Genomic DNA, 16,414 nt, shown 5'->3' on the forward strand with positions numbered 1-16,414 from the left:
ACTGCATCGTCATTTCTTGGCTGCGTACTGGAACGCAGCATAGGCGCCTGAAGAGGCGAATCCCGATGGGGGCGGACCGCGCTCCGACCGAAATATTACTCGTCAGTACACCCAGCTCCTGCCCGGTAAGCAAGCGCTTTGCACTGTGATCTGGCCTACCCCGGCCGAGGCCGGCCAACCCGGAACGATTCAGTCCCGCAGGGCGTTGTAGCACCCGTCGTGATGGACCAGCGGACGGCCGGGTCCGGCCGGGTCTCCGGCCACCACCTCGGCCACCACGACCCGATGGTCCCCCGCCGGGACCCGCGCCACCACACGGCACACCAGCCACACGGGTACCGATTCCAGCAGGGGCACCCCTTCGGGCCCCTCGCGCCACCGCGTCGGCGGCGCGAACCGGTCGGCTCCGCTCCGGGCGAAGAGGCCGGCCAGCTCGCGCTGGTGCTCGCCGAGCAGATGGACGCCTACGTGCTCCGCCTCGGCGATGACCGGCCAGCTGCCGGAGGCCGTCCCGACGCCGAAGGAGACCAGCGGCGGTTCCGCCGAGACCGAGGTCAGCGAGGTGGCGGTGAATCCGGCGAGCCGGCTCCCGCGTGCGGTGATCACCGCGACACCGGCCGGGTGGCGCCGGAACGCGGCCCGCAGCAGTTCCGGTGAACCGTCGAGCGGGGCGCGGGCGTCCGCGCTCCCGTCCGTACCGCCGCGCGGGCTCCCGGGATCCGGCGAGGAAGGCGACGGGAGTCGGGGGGCGGTGCGGTTCTCGGCGGGCGGCATGACGTCACCCTGACGAGAGGTGGGGCGGCACGTCAAGCGGAACCGGGCGGCCGTACCCGTCGGGCGCGTGGCCGTTCGCCGAGGTCACAGGGCCTGGGCGAGCCCCGCCAGGACCTCCGCCTTGCGCGGCGCGCCGGTGGCGCGGAGGGCCACGCGGCCCCGGCTGTCCAGGATCAGCACGGTGGGCGTCCGTTCGACGCCCACGGCGCGGACCAGGCCCAGGTGGGCCTCGGCGTCGATCTCCACGTGGCGGACCCCGGGGACCAGGGCGGCGACATCGTCGAGGACGCGCCGGGTCGCGCGGCAGGGCTGGCAGAAGGCGGTGGAGAACTGCACCAGCGTCGCCCGCTCCCCCAGCTCGGCCCCGAGCAGGGCGGCGTCCAGCACCTCGGCACCGTTCCCGGCCGTTCCGCCGGTCGCGGTCTCCTGCCCGTCCGCCATGGCCGCCTCACTTCCCGTCTCGTCCCACGCGTCACGTCCATCCTGCCGAACCGGTGACGAGCACTCCTGATTCCCCCCACGAAGGCCACGCGTTTCACCGTCCGGGCGCGGAAGAACCAGGTCAGACGTGACGAAGCTCTCTCGGCGTACCGGAACCGGGGCTGGTCTCCGGCCCGTTCTTGGGGCACGATCTGCGCAACGCCGAAAACCTACGGCTCCGTAACTTCCACCGGGAGAGCCCTCCCCGGGTACAGAAGGGTCCCCACTTACATGGCAGAACTCGTCTATCGACCGGTCATCGGTGCCGCGCAAACGATGTTCAAGGCACTTGACCTGAAGATCGAGTGCCGGGGCTCCGAGCACATCCCGCGCGTCGGCGGTGCGGTGCTGGTCAGCAACCACATCAGCTACATGGACTTCATCTTCAACGGCCTGGCGGCGCTGCCGCAGAAGCGGCTGGTGCGGTTCATGGCGAAGGACTCGGTCTTCCGCCACAAGATCTCCGGTCCGCTGATGCGCGGCATGAAGCACATCCCGGTCGACCGCAAGAAGGGTGAGGCGGCCTACGCGCACGCGCTCAACTCCCTGCGTTCCGGCGAGATCATCGGTGTCTTCCCCGAGGCCACCATCTCCCAGTCGTTCACGCTGAAGTCCTTCAAGTCCGGCGCGGCCCGCCTGGCCCAGGAGGCCGGGGTCCCGCTGATCCCGATGGCCCTGTGGGGCACCCAGCGGATATGGACCAAGGGCCACCCGCGCAACTTCCGGCGCAGCCACATCCCGATCACCATCCGTGTCGGTGAGCCGCTGGAGGCGCCCGCCGACCAGTACGCCGGGGCGATCACTCGCCGGCTGCGGGAGCGGATGCAGGAGCTGCTGGAGGCGGCGCAGCGCGCCTACCCGGTACGCCCCAAGGGTCCTGACGACACCTGGTGGATGCCGGCCCACCTGGGCGGCACCGCGCCGACCCCGGAGGCGGTACGCGAGGCCGAGCAGAAGGACTGACGCCACGTCGGCCCTTCCCCGCCGGACGGGCCAAGTGCTCCAGAACGAGCGGCCACCCGTGTGCAATGCGTTCACGGGTGGCCGCACAGGTACGAGCCCTAGGAGTGTGCCGGGGTCAGCGGCCCATCTCCTCGCGGAGGGCGGCCACGAAGGCGTCGACGTCCGCCTCCTGGGTGTCGAAGGAGCACATCCAGCGGACCTCCCCCGCCTGCTCGTCCCAGAAGTAGAAGCGGAAGCGCTTCTGGAGGCGCTCGGAGACGTCGTGCGGGAGCCGGGCGAAGACCGCGTTGGCCTGCACCGGGTGGACGATCTCCACGCCGTCGACCGTCTCGACGGCCTCGGCGAGGCGGCGGGCCATGGCGTTGGCGTGCCGGGCGTTGCGCAGCCAGAGGTCCTTGGCGAGCATCGCCTCCAGCTGCACCGAGACGAACCGCATCTTCGAGGCGAGCTGCATCGACAGCTTCCGCAGGTGCTTCATGTGGCGGGCGGTGTCCGGGTCGAGGACGATCACCGCCTCGCCGAAGAGCATGCCGTTCTTGGTCCCGCCGTACGAGAGCACGTCGACGCCGACCGCGTTGGTGAAGGCGCGCATGGGGACGTCGAGGGAGGCCGCGGCGTTGGCTATCCGGGCGCCGTCGAGGTGGACCTTCATGCCCCGCTCGTGGGCGTGGTCGCAGATCGCGCGGATCTCCTGGGGCGTGTAGACCGTGCCCAGTTCGGTGTTCTGGGTGAGGGAGACGACCTGCGGCATGGCCCGGTGCTCGTCGTCCCAGCCGTACGCCTCGCGGTCGATCAGCTCGGGGGTGAGCTTGCCGTGCGGGGTGGGGACGGTGAGCAGCTTCAGCCCGCCGACGCGCTCGGGCGCCCCGCACTCGTCGACGTTGATGTGGGCGCTCTCCGCACAGATCACCGCGCCCCAGCGGTCGGTCAGCGCCTGGAGGGCGACGACGTTGGCGCCGGTGCCGTTGAAGACGGGGAACGCCTGCGCCGAGCCGCCGAAGTGGCTCCGGACGATCTGCTGGAGATGCTCGCTGTAGTCGTCCTCCCCGTACGCCACCTGGTGCCCGCCGTTGGCCAGGGCGAGGGCCGCCATGACCTCGGGATGGGCGCCGGCGTAGTTGTCGCTGGCGAACCCGCGGAGCTGCGGGTCGTGGCGGCGTCGCGCGTCGGTGCGGGGCGGGTTCACGGCTTCTCGGTCAGCCACAGACGGTTTCCGTTCACTTCCCTGGTCGGGCTCCCCCAGGTCTCGACGATGGCCTGGGCCAGGTCGGTCACGTCGGTGAAGCCCGCGAACTTCGCGTTGGGGCGCTCGGCGCGCATCGCCTCGTGGACCAACGCCTTGACCACCAGGATCGCAGCCGCGGCGCGGGGCCCGTCCTCGCCCCCGGCCTTGCGGAAGGCGTCGCCGAGGGCGAGCGTCCACGCCTCGGCGGCGGCCTTGGCGGCGGCGTACGCGGCGTTGCCGGCGGTGGGCTTGCTGGCTCCGGCGGCGCTGATCAGCAGGTAGCGGCCGCGGTCGCTGCGCTCCAGGGCGGGGCGGAAGGCCAGGGAGGTGTTCTGGACGGTGCGGATGAGGAGCTTCTCCAGCAGGTCCCAGTCCTGGAGGGCGGAGTCGGTGAGGTCCGCGCCGCCGCGCCAGCCGCCGACCAGGTGGACGAGGCCGTCGAGCCGGCCGAAGTCCTTCTGGACGCGGTCGGCCCAGTCCTGGGTGGCGTGCAGGTCGAGGAGGTCGATGGTCTCGCCGATGACGGTGGCGCCGCCGTGGGCGTAGCGGGCGGCGTCGACGGCCTCGGCCAGGCGCTCGACGTCGGCGTCGGCGCCGATCACGGTGGCGCCGGCCTCGGCCAGGCGCAGCAGGGTGGCCCGGCCCGCGGGTCCGGCCGCGCCGGCGACCGCGACGACGGCTCCTTCGAGGGACTGCGGGGTCGCGCTGTGCTGTGTGTCGTTCATGGCCGTCACCTTCCCGCCGGGGCGGGGGCGTCCGCACCGGTCTCACTGGCGGCCCCGGCCGTTGCCGGGTCCTGGGCAGTGATCCCCTTCGTGGCGGCGATCACACCTTTGAGCTTCTTCTTGAGGGCTTCGTAGAACATGCTCAGGGGGAACTCGTCGGGCAGCACGTCGTCGACGAGCTTGCGCGGCGGGAGGGTGAGGTCGAGGGCGTCGGGGCCCTTGGCCCAGCGGGAGCCGGGGTGCGGTGCGAGGTAGGTGGAGACCAGGTCGTACGCGGCGAACCAGTGGACGAGCTTGGGGCGGTCGATGCCGTCGCGGTAGAGCTTCTCGATCTCGGCGCAGAGCTGGTTGGTGACCTGCGGGGCCCGCTCCCAGTCGATGCTGAGCCGGTTGTCGGTCCAGCGGACGACGTCGTGGCGGTGGAGGTAGGCGAAGAGGAGCTGGCCGCCGAGGCCGTCGTAGTTCCGGTTGCGCTCGCCGGTGACCGGGAAGCGGAACATGCGGTCGAAGAGGACCGCGTACTGCACGTCGCGGCCCTGCGGGAAGCCGTCGGCCTCCAGCTTCACGGCCTCCTTGAAGGCGGTGAGGTCGCAGCGCAGCTCCTCCAGGCCGTACATCCAGAACGGCTGGCGCTGCTTGATCATGAACGGGTCGAAGGGCAGGTCGCCGTGGCTGTGGGTGCGGTCGTGGACCATGTCCCACAGCACGAACGCCTGCTGGCTGCGGTCCTGGTCGGCGACGAGGGCGCGGATGTCGTCGGGGAGCTCCAGGCCGAGGATGTCCACGGCGGCCTCGGTGACCTTGCGGAAGCGGGCCGCCTCGCGGTCGCAGAAGATGCCGCCCCAGGTGAAGCGCTCGGGGGCCTCGCGGACGGCCACGGTCTCGGGGAAGAGCACCGCCGAGTTGGTGTCGTAGCCCGAGGTGAAGTCCTCGAAGGTGATGCCGCAGAACAGCGGGTTGTCGTAGCGGGTGCGCTCCAGCTCGGCCAGCCAGTCGGGCCAGACCATGCGCAGGACGACCGCCTCGAAGTTGCGGTCGGGGTTGCCGTTCTGCGTGTACATCGGGAAGACGACGAGGTGCTGGAGGCCGTCGGCGCGCCCGGCGGCGGGCTGGAAGGCGAGCAGCGCCTCCAGGAAGTCCGGCACGCCGAAGCCGTCGTCGGCCCAGCGGCGGAGGTCCGCGACGAGGGCGCGGTGGTACGCGGCGTCGTGCGGCAGGAGCGGGGCGAGCGCCTCGACGCCGGCGATCACCCGCTCGACGAGGGCGCGGACCGCCTCCGGGGCGGGCGCGCCGTCGGCGGCGAGGTCGACGGAGCCGTCGGCCTGCTGGAGGACGCGCAGTTCTTCGACGGCCTCCTTGAGCAGCGGCCAGGCGGGGTCGTCCACGACGCGGGGAGCCGAGTCACCGGACGTCTGCCCCTCCCGCACGGCGTCCTGCGCAAGAATTTCCGTCATGCCTCGTACCTCCCGGGAAGAACTTCACGTACGGCTCACCGTAGGCAGACCTCTCGCGTCAACACAAGGGATGCCGAAAAAACTGCGGCCACATCCCTTGATCGCCGCTGTTTTTCCTGTCACCCTCCGCTCGTCGAAAGACGGGACCCTCCTGCCCGGTAGTGCGGGAGCTAGCTCCAGCGTGGCCCCGGCCGGCCTTTCCCGCACGTCAAGCCGGGGACGGCGACACGCCCACGTCCGAGGGAGAAGGGCCGGTCAGGGCCTAGGCTGCATGCCGAGGCGGCACCTGAGGGGTACGGGCCGCGGCACAGCCGTCGACGAAACGAGCGGATCTTGAACTTCCTCACCATCGGCCACCGGGGTGCCATGGGCCACGAGCCGGAGAACACCCTGCGGTCCTTCGTCCGGGCCGAGCGGTCCGGCGTCGACCTGATCGAACTCGACCTGCACCTGAGCAAGGACGGCGCGCTGGTCGTCATGCACGACGCGGAGGTGGACCGGACCACCGACGGACGCGGCCCGATCGCCGAGAAGACCCTCGCCGAGCTGCGGGAACTCGACGCCGGCCAAGGGGAACGCGTCCCGGTCTTCGAGGAGGTGCTGGAGGCCGTCGGCGCCCCGCTCCAGGCGGAGATCAAGGACGTGGCGGCGGCCCGCGCGCTCGCCGAGGTGCTCGCCGAGCGGCAGCTGACCGACCGGGTGGAGGTCATCTCCTTCCACGACGAGGCGCTCGCCGAGACCGCCCGGCTGCTGCCCGGGGTCCGGACCGCGCTGGTGGCCAGCCGCTACGGCACCGATGTGGTGGACCGGGCGCTGGCCGTCGGCGCCACCGCCCTCGTGCTCAACCTGCGGCGTCTCACGCTGGAGATCGCCCAGCGGGCACACAAGGCCGACCTGCGGTTCTTCACCTGGACGGTCAACACCGAAGAGCAGCTGCGGCTGGCCCTCGCCTTCGGCGCGGACGGCGTCACCACCGACCTCCCGGAGATCAAGGAGGCGGCCGCCCGGCTGCGCGGGGTCAGCCGATCGGCTTGACCAGCAGCTCGAAGGCGAGGTCGTCGCGGAGCGGCAGGCCGAACCGCTCGTCGCCGTACGGGAACGGCGTGGTCTCACCGGTGCGCCGGTACCCGCGCCGCTCGTACCAGGCGATCAGCTCCTCGCGGGCGGAGATCACCGTCATGTGCATGGCGCGTACGCCCCACTTCTCGACGGCCAGGCGCTCCGCCTCCGCGAGGACCTGGCGGCCCACTCCCCCGCCCTGGAGGCCGGGGCGGACGGCGAACATGCCGAAGTAGGCGTGGTCGCCGCGGTGGGCGAGCTGGCAGCAGGCGATCAGCTCGCCGTTCCGCTCGGCCATGAGCAGGCGGCTGCCCTCACTCCGGACGATGTCCAGGACGCCCTGGCTGTCGGTCCGCTGCCCTTCGAGCAGGTCGGCCTCGGTGGTCCAGCCGAGCTGGCTGGACACGCCCCGGTACGCCGACTCCACCAGCGCCACCAGCTGCTCCACGTCGGCCTCGGTGGCGTCACGGTAGAGCAGTTCTCCGGTGGCGGGGGCGGGCACGGTGTCCATGGAGCGGGCCTTTCGTGAGGAGTCGGGGCGCACGCCGCGGGCGGGCACGGCCGAGAGTAACGCGCTCCCCCGGCCGCCCGTCGGCCGGTCCGGCACGTGGTCCGCCGGGCCCCTAGACTCGGCCGCATGGTGCATGTGCTGAGCAGCCGGACCCTGTTGCGCCCCGCCGACCCGGAGCGGTCGCGGAGCTTCTACGGCGAGACGCTCGGGCTCGCCGTCCACCGCGAGTTCGGCACCGGGCCCGAGCGGGGCACGGTGTACTTCCTCGGCAACGGCTTCCTGGAGGTCTCCGGCCGCTCCTCGGAGCCGGTCCCTCCGGGCCTGTGCCTCTGGCTCCAGGTCGCCGACCTGGCCGCCACCCACCAGGAGCTGGCGGAGCGCGGGGTGGAGATCCTGCGGGAGCCGCGCCAGGAGCCCTGGGGGCTGATCGAGATGTGGATCGCCGACCCGGACGGCACCCGGATCGTGCTGGTGGAGATCCCGGCGGAGCATCCGCTGCGGTACCGCCCCGGAATCTGACCGCCTCGACCGGTCGCCCCGCGGGCCCTACAGGCCGCCGAGCCGCCCTTCGAGCTGGAGGAGGAGGCCGGAGAGCAGACCGGTGAGTTCCTCGTGGCCGTCCTCGTCCAGTCCGGCGAGGACGGCCTTCTCGTAGGCCAGCTGCTCGGGGAGGATGCCGTCGACCAGCGCCCGCCCGGCGTCGGTGAGGCGGACCCGGGCGACGCGGCGGTCACGGGTGTCGGCGCGGCGCTCGACCAGTTCGCGCTCCTGGAGCTGTTTGACGCGCTTGGTCACGGCGGCGCCGGAGGAGAAGGTCTCCCGGGCCAGCTCCCCGGGGGTCAGCTCGTCGCCGGTCCGGCGCAACGCGCCCAGCAGGTCGAACTCGGCACGGCTCAGCCCCGCCCGGCGCAGCGGCGCGTCCTCGGCCTGCTGGAGGAGGGCGGCACAGCGGTTGACACGCCCGATGATCTCCATCGGACCGGTGTCGAGACCGGGGTGCACGCTCTGCCACTGCCGGATCACCCCGGCGACGGTGTCGCCGTCCCGCCGCCGCTGCGCTGCCGTACCGGTGTTCATGTGCTCGCACCCTTCGGGACGGGGAGCCCCTGCCGTCGTACTGTCGCTGCGAGCGTACGGTGCGCGGCCTGTTCGGCGAGCAGAACCTCCTGCTGGGGCAGGGCGCGCTGCCACCATTCGCCGGAGGCCGCGTCGACCGTGTTCCGCAGCTCCACCAGGGCCCCGGTGAGGCGGCGGCGCCGGCCCTCCAGGGTGACCGGATCGGCGTCCGGGGCGGCCAGCGCGGCGTCGGCCTCGGCCTGGGCGCGGGCGGTGGCGGCGAGGGCGTCGCCGATGAGGCTGGTGGCGCGCCGGTTGGTGACGAGGACGGCGGCGAGGATGCCGACGGCGGCACCGACCAGCGTGTCCACGACCCGGTCGAGGGCGAGTTCCCCGGTGTTCTGGAAGTGGCCGAACTCGGTGATGAGCAGGGCCATCGGGGTGACGCAGACGGTCCCGAGCCAGTAGTTGCGGCCGATGAGGGCCTCGGCGCCGAAGTTGAAGGCGAGGCAGCACAGGACGAGGGCGGCCTGGTTGAGGTGGCTCAGCGGGGCGATGGCGACGAAGAGGGCCACGCCGACGAGGTTGCCGAACACCCGCTGGACGCCCCGGGACCAGGTGAGCGTGATGTTGGCCTGGAAGATCGAGGCGGCGGTGACGATCGCCCAGTACGGCCGGCCGACGCCGAGCGCGTACGAGACGTATCCGGCGAGGGCGCAGCCCACGGCGGAGCGCAGCATGATCGGCAGCAGGGGCGAGCCGGGGCGGAATCCGCGCAGCAGCGCACCGCCGGACCTGGCCCGGTAGGCGCGTTCGACGGCGAGGCCCGCGAGTTCGTCGGCGGTTCCGGCCGCGTCGGCCGGGCGGGGCACGGGCCCGGCGCCGGTGGTGCGGTCCGCCCAGTCGCGCAGGACGGCCGGGTCGCTCTCGTCCGGGCGGGCCAGCGCGGCCTCGGCGTGGACGAGGAGGTGTTCGAGGTCGCGCCGGACCGGGGTGCGGGTGCCGGTGGCGAGGAGCGACTGCCAGGCGGCGTGGATGGCGCCGGCGGCCTGGCCGCGCGGCCCGCCGGCGTGCTCCGCTCCCGCCTCCCGGGTCCTGGCCACGTAGGCGGCGGTGGCGCGGAGCGCGCGGCTCACCGCGATCCGCTCGGGGCCGTGCCGGCGGACGAGCGCCGGGGCCATGCAGACCGCCCAGGCGAGCACGGCGCCGCCCGCGGCGAGCGCCACGCGGCCCGGCACCTGGCCGAGGGTGGAGGGGGTGAAGAGGGTGGCGGAGGAGATGAAGGTGAGGATCAGCTGGCCGGGCGGGCCGATCCGCAAGGCGTCGCAGGCCCCCTTCTGCACGGCGGCCATCAGCGCGCCGACGGCGATGAGCACGTACGGCGAGTCGGTGAGGGCGGCCACGACCAGGGCCAGCGCGAAGCCGCCGATCATTCCGGCGCAGACGCCGGCGAGGGTCCGCGCCCGGGCCGCGTAGGGGAGGTTGTGGCAGTAGAGGGCGCAGAGGGAGCCCGCCATGGTGAACATCGCGAGGTCGATCCGGCCCAGGAGCAGCAGCGTGATGTTGGGCAGCCCCGCCGCGACCACCACGCTGTACGCCCGCTTGTACCAGATGTCGGCGGGCGCCCCGAGGGTGAGGAGCCCGGCGAGGGGGAGACGGTGGACGCGCCGCGCGGGGACGGTGTGCGGGGTGGAGGGCGGTGTGCTGCTCATACAAAAACCTTAGCAGGTGTTTTACTCGCGAAACATTTCTCGCTACACCTATCGCTGAGGCCGGCGGGCACGAGCAGCCGAGGATTGCGGGCGCACGCCTGGCTCACCGAGCCACCCCGTGCGCCCCCCTTCGCACATCCGTGCGCCCGGGTGGGGCGGGTCAGCCCCGGGCATGACCACCTGCGACACCGCCCGACGGGGGCGGAGCGCACCACCGGGGAGGTCGTCACCGTGCACGGACCCGTCTCCGCCGCCTGGCTGCTGGTGGCGCTCTGCCTGGCCAGCGGGGCGTACTGCCTGTTGCGCATGCGCACGCGCGGCCCGCAGGGGCAGGGCGCGGCGGGCGAGGCGCTGATGGGGTTCGGGATGGCGGTGATGGCGGTCCCGGCCGCCTTCGTCACGCTGCCCGCGGCGGCGTGGTTCGCCGGTGCCGCCGCCTTCACGGCCACCGGGGTCCACGCGGCCCTGACGGCCCGGCGCAGCCCGCACCACCTGCACCACCTCGTGGGCTCGGCGGCGATGGTCTACATGTCCCTGGTGATGGCCGCCGCCCCGGCCCTCCACCACGGCCGGCACGCGGGCGCGGGCGGCCTGCCCGCCGTCACCGGGCTGCTGCTCGTCTACTTCGCCGGGTACGCCCTGCTCGCCGGTGTGCGCCTCATACCGGCCCCGGCCGCCGCGCCGGGAAGCGCCGGAACGGTATCCGGGCCGTCGGGGTGGGGGGAGCGCGCGGAGCTGGCGCTCGTCTGCCGCCTCACGATGGCGATAGCCATGGTGTCGATGCTGCTCGCCATGTGAGCGGCGGCGACGGGGCAGGTCTCCGCTCCGACGGCAAACGTGTCGTGTGTCACTTGGCGCCGCACGGCGGGGTACCGAGGCGGAAGCCACTTCTATGCTGTGGACATGATGCTCCCCGTCGCGCTGTTGCTGCTGGGTGCCCTGACCGCCGCGCTCGCTCCGCGCCTTCTCGCGCGGGCGCACTGGCGGGAGAGGGAGCCCGTCGTCGCGCTCTGGGTGTGGCAGTGCGTCGTCGCCGGGGTGCTGCTCTGCTGCTTCCTCGCGATGGCGCTCACCGGCGCCGCCGCCTGGCACCTGGTCCGCGGCCACGTCTTCGCCCCCGCCCCGCACGCCGTCGTCGAGGCGTACGCGCTGGGCGCCTACGGCCCCTGGGCGCCGGCGACCGCCGTGGTGCTGGCGCTGGGCGGGGTGTGGACGGTCGCCATGCTGGTCCGCGAGATCGCCCGGGCGCGCTCGCGCCGCCGGCAGCGCCGGGCCGACCTGCTGGTCCGCTCGCCCCTGCTGCCGGGCGAGGAGCGCGACCAGGAGCGGCTGGTGGTGCTGGAGGGCGACCGGCCCGACGCCTGGTGGCTTCCCGGGCCCTCCCCCCAGCTGGTCATCACCACGGCGGCACTGCGCCGACTCAAGGGCCGCCAGCTCGACGCCATCGCCGCCCATGAGCAGGGCCACGCCACGATGCGCCACGACTGGCTGCGTCACATCTCGGCCGCCCTGGCGCACGGCTTCCCGCAGGTCGCGTTCTTCGCGGCGTTCCGCGACGAGATGCACCGGCTGGTGGAACTGGCCGCCGACGACATGGCCTCCCGCCGCTTCGGCCGCCTCACCACGGCCCTCGCCCTGGTCGAACTGAACGAGGACCGGGGCGTGTTCGGCCCGAGCCCCGCCCCCGAGGCCCATCTGCCGCAGCGGGTGCACCGGTTGCTGGCGCCACAGGCCCGGCTCGCGCCCCTGCACCGGCTCCGGCTGACCGCGGCGGCGGCGGTGGTCCCGGTGGTGCCCCTGGTGGTCACCTTCGGCCCCGGCCTCCTCGCCCTGAACTGACCCCACTCCCCCGCCCCGTTCTCCCTCGCGGTTCGCGGGTGCGTGAGGCGGGCATGTCCGGGTCCGATCGGGTAGGTGACCATCGTGACCATGGCACCCCGCTCCCCGCTTCCCGAGAGCCCTCCCGGCTCCCCGCCGACCGTCCGGCTGTGGGCGGTGACTCTGGCCGGCCTCTCCGCCCTGCTGCTGACGCTGGTCGCGGCCGACTGGCCGCCGCTGACCGACTGGGACGCCTCGGTGGCCGCCCGCGCCCACGAGGCGGCCCTCGCCCACCCGGGGACGACGCGGACCAACCGCGTGTTCAGCGACTGGGTGTGGGACCCGTGGACGATGCGGGCGCTCGCCGCCGTGACCGTGCTGTGGCTCTGGCGGCGCGGAACGGTGCGTCTGGCAGTCACGGTGGGCGTGGCCTGCCTGGGCGCCGCCGCGGCGCAGCAGCTCCTCAAGGCCGCCGTCGGCCGGGAGCGCCCGGAGTGGCCCGACCCGGTCGACACGGCGCACTTCGCGGCGTACCCCTCGGGCCACGCCATGACCGCCACGGTCGTCTGCGGCCTGGTGGTCTGGGTGCTGCACCGGGTGAAGGCGGCGCGTCCCGTCCTGGTCGCCGCCTGGACGGTGGCGGTGGTCTCGGTGGCCGGGGTCGGCCTGACCCGGGTGTGGCTGGGCGTCCACTGGCCCACCGACGTCCTGGGCGGCTGGCTGCTGGGCGGGCTGACGGTGGCCCTGGCGGCCTTGGCCTACCGGCGGGTGGAGGCGGCGGACCGGAGGCAGTGACGGCTACGGCGTGAGGACACCGGCCGGACCGGTGCCGCGGCTGGGCGGGAGCGGCGCGCGCTTCCGCCCAGCCGCGTTCTCAGACGCCGAACGCCGCCGCGTAGGCGATCACGCCGGACGGCACCGGGCGGCCGGGGGCCAGGGTGAGGGCCATCAGCGCCTCGTCCGGGACCTCGAAGGGGGCGCGGACCGACCAGCGGGAGGCCGGGGCGAAGCCGAACTTCGGGTAGTACTCGGGGTGTCCGAGCACGAGGACCAGGTTCTCGCCCAGGGACCTCGCCGTGTCGAGCCCGGCGCGGATGACGGCCGCGCCGGCGCCCTGCCGCTGGAAGGCGGGGAGGACGGCGACGGGGGCGAGGGCGAGCGCCGGGGCGCCGTCGACGTGGCACCGGGTGAACAGCGCGTGCCCGGCGAGCGTGGAGTCGGCGGCCTCGGCCACGACGGAGAGGCCGTCGATCCACGCCTGCGGGTCGGCGCGCAGGGCGTCGACGAGATCGGCCTCCTCCGCCGTGGGGAAGGCGGCGGTGACGATCTCCCGTACGGCGGGGATGTCGGCGGGCGTCTCGGGGCGGGTGGTCCAGGTGGGCACGGCGGTTCCGTTCTGCGGGGTGGTGAGCGGGGAGGTGGGGCCGACCGGTCGGGAGCCGCGGCCGCGACGGTGCGGGCGTCCGGGATCGGCCTGATCGCGGGGATCGGCGACGGGCCGCAGCGGTGGTCTGTCGGACAAGGGGAAACCCTTTGCGGTGGGGGTTCCCGGGGACGACCGGTGACAGGCCGCACCGTCGTCGCGGCCGGCGGCCGCGGGTGGGGCGAGGGGTCAGATCGAACCGGGAACCGGGGATGCGGGGAAGGTCCGGGTGCCGCGCTCGGCAGCACATGCCTGGACAGTCATCTCCCCACCTCCCTCTCCCTCGCGGTACGTACGTCTTCCCGTTCCGCCGGGTCCTGGGACGGGCGGAGCGCGCCCACGCTAGCACGGTGACCTCTTGCCGAGCCGGTCCGGCCGCGGACAGAATCCGGGGCATGGCGATCACCGGTGTCCTCTTCGACTTCTCCGGCACCCTGATGCGGATCGAGTCCCCCGAGGAGTGGCTGCGCGGCGGACTCGCGGAGCTGGGGGCGGGCCCGGAGCTGCTGCCGGACGGCGACCTCGGGGCGGCGGCCGCACGTCTGGCACGGGTGGGCGCCCAGCCGGGCGGGCCCTCGCCGGAGCGGGTCCCGGACCACCTCTCGGCGCTCTGGGACCACCGCGACCGCAGCGCCCGCGAGCACCGCGCGGTCTTCACCGGTCTGTCACGCCAGGTGGAGCTCGGTTCCGACGCGCTCCACGACGTCCTCTACGAGCGGCACATGACGCCCGCCGCCTGGCGGCCCTACCCGGACACCGCCGAGGTGCTGCGCACGCTGCGCGAGCGGGGCGTGCGCGTGGCGGTCGTCTCCAACATCGGCTGGGACCTGCGCCCGGTGCTGCGCGCCCACGGGCTGGAGCGGTGGGCGGACACGAGCGTCCTGTCGTACGAGCACGGCGTCCAGAAGCCCGATGCGCGGCTCTTCGCGCTGGCCTGCGAGCGGATCGGGGTCGCTCTCGGGGCCGCGCTCATGGTCGGGGACGACCGGCGGGCCGACGGGGGTGCGGCCGCGCTCGGCTGCGCGGTGCACTTCGTGGACCACCTGCCCGTGGATCAGCGGCCCTGCGGCCTGTTGCCGGTCCTGGAGCTGGTGGCGGGCGTGGCTCAGGACTCGTAGCCCTCGACCTCGCCGACGGGGCGGGCCCGGGCGGTGTCGGGGTTCTCCCCGAACTCGGCCTTGGCGCGGCGCTGGCGCAGCAGGTCCCAGCACTGGTCCAGCTCGCGTTCGAGGGCCGCGAGCCGGGCGCGCTCGGTGGCGGGGTCGATCTCCCCGGCCTCCAGCGACGCCCGCAGGCGCTTCTCGTCGTCGACCATCCCGGTGATGCGGCGCAGGATGTCCTCTTGGTCCATGTCGGCTGCCTCCTCGACCCCCTGTGCCCACTCTAGGAAGGGGCCCGCAGTCCTGCGATCGGAGCGCGTCCGGCCGGGCGGCCCCCGGGAACGCCCCGTCCCCGGGCGGGCGTACGCCGCTCCGGGGACGGGGGCCGGTCAGGTTGGTGCGTGTTCCCGGGCAGGGCCGGGAACGGGTGCCAGGACTAGCGGGACCGGTCGAAGTAGTCCGGCTGGGTCTGGACGTTCAACTCGTCGAGCTTGACCTTCTTGGCCGGGTCGGTGCGCCGGTCGTCGAGCTTCAGGACGTCGAAGCCCTTGGCTATGTCGTTGGAGTAGATGAAGCCGTTGTAGTAGTAGGCCGACCACGAGCCGCCACCGACGAGAGTGTCCTCGCTCAGCGGGCCGCGCTCGAAGTAGGCGATCTCACGGGGCTTGGTGGACTCGGTGAAGTCCCAGACGGAGACACCGCCCTGGTACCACGCCTGGACCATGATGTCGCGGCCCTTGACCGGGATGATCGAGCCGTTGTGGGCGACGCAGTTCTCGGTGTCGGCCTGGTGGCGGTCGATCTTGAAGTAGCTGCGGAAGACGAGCTTGGGCGTCTTGTCCTTGCCCTTGCGGACCAGGTCGTAGATGCCGTCGGCGCCCCGCTTCGGGCCGATCTCCTCGTTGCAGGTGGCCGCGCCGCCGCCGCCGAGCTCGTCGGCGAAGACGACCTTGTCGGCCTTCTGGTTGAAGGTGGCGGAGTGCCAGAAGGCGAAGTTCTCGTTGTCCTGGACCCGGTCGATGACCGTCGGCTTCTCGGGGTTCTTGATGTCGAGGAGGATGCCGTCGCCCATGCAGGCGCCGGCGGCCAGGTCCTTGTGCGGCAGCGCGGTGATGTCGTGGCAGCCGGTGGTCTTGGAGACGCCCGGGTTGGTCGGCGCGCCGGGGTTGCCGCCGCCGTCCGGCCCGTCACCGGGGAACAGCACGGGGAAGTCGATGACCGCGGCCTGGTGCGGCGCCTTGCGGGGCACCTTGATGACGGAGATGCCGTCGTGCGGCGGCTGGCAGTCGGGGAACGCGGCGCTCGGCGAGTACGAGGAGACGTACACGTAGACGTTCTTGCGCTCCGGGACCAGGGTGTGGGTGTGCGAGCCGCAGGCGGTCTCGACGGCGGCGACGTAGCGCGGCTTGCGCTTGTCGCTGATGTCGAAAACCTTCATGCCCTCCCAGGAGGACTTCTCGGTGGCGGGCTGGCTGGTGCTCGCACAGGAGTCGTCGCTGCGCGAGGAGTCCGTGGAGAGGAAGAGCAGGTCACCGGAGACCGAGATGTCGTTCTGCGACCCGGGGCAGAGGACCTGGGAGACGGTCTTGGGCTTCTTCGGGTTGCTGATGTCGAAGACGCGGAAGCCGTCGTAGTTGCCGGCGAACGCGTACTTGCCCTGGAAGGCCAGGTCGGAGTTGGTGCCGGAGAGCGCGCCCTTGGGGATGTTGGCGAGGTGCTTGATGTTCTCCGTGTGGACGATCTCGTCCACACCGGGGATGTCGCCGGCGGAGATGGCCTCCTTGGTGTCGGCGGCTTCGCTCCTGCTCACGCGCTCCGCGACCTCGGGGGTGTCCCCCGGGCCCGGGACGGCCATGGCGGGCCCGGCGGTGAGCAGGGACGCGAGCATGCCGACTGCCGCGGCAGCAACGGTGAGGCGTCTACGCCTCGACCGGGGGGTGTTGAACAGGGTCACTGCGTCCTCCCTAGTCGCCGTTCGCTCGAACGGTGCACGGATCACCGCAGTATCGCTTTCATCATGCACAGATCAACAGGTGGCAACATACTTGTCATCAAACTTTCCGGCCGCCCGCCCGTGACGCCGTGTTAGGACAGTCCCACCCCTTCCTCGCACT

Annotated in this window: 18 protein-coding genes; 7 read left to right on the forward strand and 11 right to left on the reverse strand. The window is 72.9% G+C overall.

Annotation, left to right across the window (positions count from 1 at the left end; all coding sequences use genetic code 11):
• Positions 1-189 precede the first annotated feature (189 nt).
• Both IF45_RS0106235 and IF45_RS0106240 read right to left on the reverse strand, forming a co-directional pair.
• Entirely contained in the window at positions 190-774 is a 585-nt protein-coding gene (locus IF45_RS0106235) for a flavin reductase family protein (RefSeq protein WP_030306079.1), read from the reverse strand.
• A gap of 84 nt (positions 775-858) precedes the next feature.
• Positions 859-1,215: a thioredoxin family protein gene (locus IF45_RS0106240; protein WP_008408054.1), complete on the reverse strand. Its 357-nt coding sequence runs from the start codon at positions 1,213-1,215 to the stop codon at positions 859-861.
• Positions 1,216-1,485: 270 nt separating this feature from the next.
• Here IF45_RS0106240 and IF45_RS0106245 point away from each other — a divergent pair, with 270 nt between their 5' ends.
• Positions 1,486-2,217, forward strand: coding sequence for a lysophospholipid acyltransferase family protein (locus IF45_RS0106245; protein ID WP_008408053.1), 732 nt, complete (start codon positions 1,486-1,488; stop codon positions 2,215-2,217).
• Positions 2,218-2,332: 115 nt separating this feature from the next.
• Here IF45_RS0106245 and IF45_RS0106250 read toward each other — a convergent pair whose 3' ends face one another.
• The 3 genes from IF45_RS0106250 to IF45_RS0106260 are packed head-to-tail and all read right to left on the reverse strand — an operon-like array spanning position 2,333 to position 5,621.
• Positions 2,333-3,403, reverse strand: coding sequence for a threonine aldolase family protein (locus IF45_RS0106250; protein WP_030306082.1), 1,071 nt, complete (start codon positions 3,401-3,403; stop codon positions 2,333-2,335).
• Entirely contained in the window at positions 3,400-4,167 is a 768-nt protein-coding gene (locus tag IF45_RS0106255) for an SDR family NAD(P)-dependent oxidoreductase (RefSeq protein ID WP_030306084.1), read from the reverse strand. Before IF45_RS0106255 ends, IF45_RS0106250 begins: the two co-directional genes overlap by 4 nt.
• Before the next feature lie 5 nt (positions 4,168-4,172).
• Entirely contained in the window at positions 4,173-5,621 is a 1,449-nt protein-coding gene (locus IF45_RS0106260) for a DUF6421 family protein (protein WP_003952257.1), read from the reverse strand.
• 333 nt (positions 5,622-5,954) lie between these two features.
• Between IF45_RS0106260 and IF45_RS0106265 the strand changes: the two genes are divergently transcribed.
• The gene (locus IF45_RS0106265) at positions 5,955-6,656 is read left to right on the forward strand and encodes a glycerophosphodiester phosphodiesterase (protein ID WP_010640369.1); all 702 of its coding nucleotides are present in this window, start codon (positions 5,955-5,957) and stop codon (positions 6,654-6,656) included.
• Here the strand turns inward: IF45_RS0106265 and IF45_RS0106270 are convergent.
• On the reverse strand, positions 6,640-7,191 hold the full coding sequence (locus IF45_RS0106270) for a GNAT family N-acetyltransferase (protein ID WP_008417058.1): 552 nt from the start codon (positions 7,189-7,191) through the stop codon (positions 6,640-6,642). The two genes, IF45_RS0106265 and IF45_RS0106270, sit on opposite strands and share 17 nt — an antisense overlap.
• Positions 7,192-7,317: 126 nt before the next feature.
• Here IF45_RS0106270 and IF45_RS0106275 point away from each other — a divergent pair, with 126 nt between their 5' ends.
• Positions 7,318-7,710, forward strand: a complete 393-nt coding sequence (locus tag IF45_RS0106275) for a VOC family protein (protein WP_003952254.1) — start codon at positions 7,318-7,320, stop codon at positions 7,708-7,710.
• A gap of 27 nt (positions 7,711-7,737) precedes the next feature.
• Here IF45_RS0106275 and IF45_RS0106280 read toward each other — a convergent pair whose 3' ends face one another.
• Together IF45_RS0106280 and IF45_RS0106285 are read right to left on the reverse strand one after the other, a co-directional pair.
• A complete protein-coding gene (locus tag IF45_RS0106280; protein ID WP_008417060.1) occupies positions 7,738-8,268 on the reverse strand; it encodes a MarR family winged helix-turn-helix transcriptional regulator in 531 nt (176 codons plus the stop codon).
• A complete protein-coding gene (locus IF45_RS0106285; RefSeq protein ID WP_030306086.1) occupies positions 8,265-9,959 on the reverse strand; it encodes an FUSC family protein in 1,695 nt (564 codons plus the stop codon). The genes IF45_RS0106280 and IF45_RS0106285 overlap by 4 nt, the downstream gene beginning before the upstream one ends.
• 231 nt (positions 9,960-10,190) lie before the next feature.
• Here IF45_RS0106285 and IF45_RS0106290 point away from each other — a divergent pair, with 231 nt between their 5' ends.
• From IF45_RS0106290 to IF45_RS0106300, 3 genes are all read left to right on the forward strand, one after another.
• The gene (locus IF45_RS0106290; protein ID WP_030306087.1) at positions 10,191-10,757 is read left to right on the forward strand and encodes a DUF5134 domain-containing protein; all 567 of its coding nucleotides are present in this window, start codon (positions 10,191-10,193) and stop codon (positions 10,755-10,757) included.
• A gap of 105 nt (positions 10,758-10,862) precedes the next feature.
• Complete coding sequence (locus tag IF45_RS0106295; protein ID WP_026235082.1) at positions 10,863-11,798, forward strand: M56 family metallopeptidase; 936 nt, start codon at positions 10,863-10,865, stop codon at positions 11,796-11,798.
• 75 nt (positions 11,799-11,873) lie between these two features.
• On the forward strand, positions 11,874-12,572 hold the full coding sequence (locus IF45_RS0106300; protein WP_037637664.1) for a phosphatase PAP2 family protein: 699 nt from the start codon (positions 11,874-11,876) through the stop codon (positions 12,570-12,572).
• 79 nt (positions 12,573-12,651) lie between these two features.
• Here the strand turns inward: IF45_RS0106300 and IF45_RS0106305 are convergent, their stop codons facing one another.
• Positions 12,652-13,161 carry a GNAT family N-acetyltransferase gene (locus IF45_RS0106305; protein WP_030306090.1) on the reverse strand — a complete coding sequence of 170 codons (510 nt, stop codon included), beginning with the start codon at positions 13,159-13,161 and terminating at the stop codon, positions 12,652-12,654.
• Positions 13,162-13,595: 434 nt separating this feature from the next.
• On the opposite strand from IF45_RS0106305, the gene IF45_RS0106310 reads away from it, so the two are divergent.
• Complete coding sequence (locus IF45_RS0106310; protein WP_030306092.1) at positions 13,596-14,318, forward strand: HAD family hydrolase; 723 nt, start codon at positions 13,596-13,598, stop codon at positions 14,316-14,318.
• Here IF45_RS0106310 and IF45_RS0106315 read toward each other — a convergent pair.
• Together IF45_RS0106315 and IF45_RS0106320 are read right to left on the reverse strand one after the other, a co-directional pair.
• Positions 14,306-14,551 carry a DUF2630 family protein gene (locus tag IF45_RS0106315; RefSeq protein WP_010640382.1) on the reverse strand — a complete coding sequence of 82 codons (246 nt, stop codon included), beginning with the start codon at positions 14,549-14,551 and terminating at the stop codon, positions 14,306-14,308. The genes IF45_RS0106310 and IF45_RS0106315 overlap by 13 nt on opposite strands.
• A gap of 185 nt (positions 14,552-14,736) precedes the next feature.
• A complete protein-coding gene (locus IF45_RS0106320; protein ID WP_242534226.1) occupies positions 14,737-16,188 on the reverse strand; it encodes an LVIVD repeat-containing protein in 1,452 nt (483 codons plus the stop codon).
• Positions 16,189-16,414: the final 226 nt, after the last annotated feature.

The sequence above is a fragment of the Streptomyces albidoflavus genome (genome assembly GCF_000719955.1).
GTDB classification, from domain to species: Bacteria; Actinomycetota; Actinomycetes; order Streptomycetales; family Streptomycetaceae; genus Streptomyces; species Streptomyces albidoflavus.

Bases quoted from the DNA above. Each gene is read 5' to 3' on its own strand.
- IF45_RS0106285 (WP_030306086.1), bottom strand. From the start codon at position 9,959: ATGAGCAGCACACCGCCCTCCACCCCGCACACCGTCCCCGCGCGGCGC.
- IF45_RS0106235 (WP_030306079.1), bottom strand. From the start codon at position 774: ATGCCGCCCGCCGAGAACCGCACCGCCCCCCGACTCCCGTCGCCTTCC.
- IF45_RS0106240 (WP_008408054.1), bottom strand. From the start codon at position 1,215: ATGGCGGACGGGCAGGAGACCGCGACCGGCGGAACGGCCGGGAACGGT.
- IF45_RS0106275 (WP_003952254.1), top strand. From the start codon at position 7,318: ATGGTGCATGTGCTGAGCAGCCGGACCCTGTTGCGCCCCGCCGACCCG.
- IF45_RS0106320 (WP_242534226.1), bottom strand. From the start codon at position 16,188: ATGCTCGCGTCCCTGCTCACCGCCGGGCCCGCCATGGCCGTCCCGGGC.
- IF45_RS0106280 (WP_008417060.1), bottom strand. From the start codon at position 8,268: ATGAACACCGGTACGGCAGCGCAGCGGCGGCGGGACGGCGACACCGTC.
- IF45_RS0106315 (WP_010640382.1), bottom strand. From the start codon at position 14,551: ATGGACCAAGAGGACATCCTGCGCCGCATCACCGGGATGGTCGACGAC.
- IF45_RS0106270 (WP_008417058.1), bottom strand. From the start codon at position 7,191: ATGGACACCGTGCCCGCCCCCGCCACCGGAGAACTGCTCTACCGTGAC.
- IF45_RS0106255 (WP_030306084.1), bottom strand. From the start codon at position 4,167: ATGAACGACACACAGCACAGCGCGACCCCGCAGTCCCTCGAAGGAGCC.
- IF45_RS0106260 (WP_003952257.1), bottom strand. From the start codon at position 5,621: ATGACGGAAATTCTTGCGCAGGACGCCGTGCGGGAGGGGCAGACGTCC.
- IF45_RS0106310 (WP_030306092.1), top strand. From the start codon at position 13,596: ATGGCGATCACCGGTGTCCTCTTCGACTTCTCCGGCACCCTGATGCGG.
- IF45_RS0106295 (WP_026235082.1), top strand. From the start codon at position 10,863: ATGATGCTCCCCGTCGCGCTGTTGCTGCTGGGTGCCCTGACCGCCGCG.
- IF45_RS0106245 (WP_008408053.1), top strand. From the start codon at position 1,486: ATGGCAGAACTCGTCTATCGACCGGTCATCGGTGCCGCGCAAACGATG.